Consider the following 1,347-nt stretch of genomic DNA (forward strand, 5'->3'; position numbering starts at 1 on the left):
ATATTAATTGTAAGTTTTGAGAAGGGGCTCTTTCGTGGTGGTTAGAGCCCTGTTTCTTTGTACAAAACCATAATCATATAACTGTGACCGTTTTCTGCACCTTCTGATGTGATTTTAATGTCAATTACAAATTTATCTTTGATAAACTCATTAACCTGGTCTTGTAAGTTAGCTACTGATATTTCGGTGAATGTTGAATCGTAGAATAGTTGAATCTTCACGTTATCCCTCCTACATAAAATCTTTTAATGCCATACCAGACTGCTTCATTGCCCATTGTTCGTTCGTTACACCTCTTGGTGTATCCTCTACTATGAATGTTTCATCTATGTTTGGTTCGTCATATAGCCAAGATTCGAAGTCTAGTTGGAATTCGTGTTGGTCCATTACCGTTAGAAATGTGATTCCCTCTTTTTCGAATTGAAGCTTGATGTTATATACCAATTCCCTTTTAAGTATTTGTTCTAGGTCGGTTTCCTCAACGTGGCAAGGTAGTAATTCGAAGTCACCAACTAATTCTTTAAAAATCTGTGGTTTAACTTGAACTGTCATTTCCTCTTGGTCAATTCTCACTTCTGAAACCTCTGGTATTCTTGTAACAACCTCTTGAATTAATTTGATACCTTTGAATAAGTTTTCCATTTTAAATTCCTCCCTTTTATTTATGCGTTTATTAACGCTAGATAAAGAATTGGTAATGCTATTCCAAAGAACCCGATAAAGTAGAACCACTCTGTTTTGTTAGCTGGCATCTTTAACCACCTTCATTTCTGATATATCCTTTTTAACAATTTCAGCTAAAATATTTAGTGCCTTATCTACATTTGGTTTGCCATTGGTAGTAATGTTCACAATTGATTCCTCCTAGTTACCAAATTGTTTAAAAAAAATCCTTTAATGAACAATTCAATACGTTTGCTATTCGTTCTAACATAGCTAAGGATGGTTTTCTACGACCGTTTTCTATTGCGCTAATAAAGTTTCGACTTATGTTTAAATGCGCTGCAAGTTGTTCTTGAGTTAATTTCCTCTTTTCACGCATTGCTTTTAATTTATCACCGTTCAAAAAATTACCTCCTCTCTTTGATAACTCATGGTTACCAATTTGTTAACTTTAATTTACCACGTTGGTAACTAGGTGTCAACAAATTATTTAATTTTTTTTGAAAATGCTTTGTCTATAGTCAACAAAGGGGTATAATAATCGTTGGGGAAGGAGGTACGATCGTGGAGACAAATAAAGTAGTGGGACAAAAATTAAAGGAACTACGTAAAAAGAAAAGATACACAACAAGAGAAGTTGGAGAATTCATTGGAATATCCAATGCTTATGTATCTAAAATAGAG

The 1,347-nt window shown here is 33.9% G+C and carries 4 protein-coding genes; 1 reads left to right on the plus strand and 3 read right to left on the minus strand.

Features of this window, described 5'->3' with window-relative positions:
- Positions 1–41 precede the first annotated feature (41 nt).
- The 3 genes from G5W_RS0119870 to G5W_RS22605 all read right to left on the minus strand — a co-directional run bounded on the left by G5W_RS0119870 (position 42) and on the right by G5W_RS22605 (position 1,066).
- Positions 42–221: a hypothetical protein gene (locus G5W_RS0119870; protein WP_010099520.1), complete on the minus strand. Its 180-nt coding sequence runs from the start codon at positions 219–221 to the stop codon at positions 42–44.
- Between the two features lie 10 nt (positions 222–231).
- Complete coding sequence (locus G5W_RS0119875; RefSeq protein ID WP_010099521.1) at positions 232–642, minus strand: hypothetical protein; 411 nt, start codon at positions 640–642, stop codon at positions 232–234.
- A gap of 238 nt (positions 643–880) precedes the next feature.
- Entirely contained in the window at positions 881–1,066 is a 186-nt protein-coding gene (locus tag G5W_RS22605; RefSeq protein ID WP_010099525.1) for a helix-turn-helix domain-containing protein, read from the minus strand.
- 179 nt (positions 1,067–1,245) lie between these two features.
- Between G5W_RS22605 and G5W_RS24960 the strand changes: the two genes are divergently transcribed.
- Positions 1,246–1,347, plus strand: a 102-nt coding sequence (locus G5W_RS24960) for a helix-turn-helix domain-containing protein (protein WP_420178789.1), incomplete at its 3' end; no start/stop codon positions are given.

This window comes from Ornithinibacillus scapharcae TW25 (assembly GCF_000190475.1).
GTDB lineage: Bacteria > Bacillota > Bacilli > Bacillales > Amphibacillaceae > Ornithinibacillus > Ornithinibacillus scapharcae.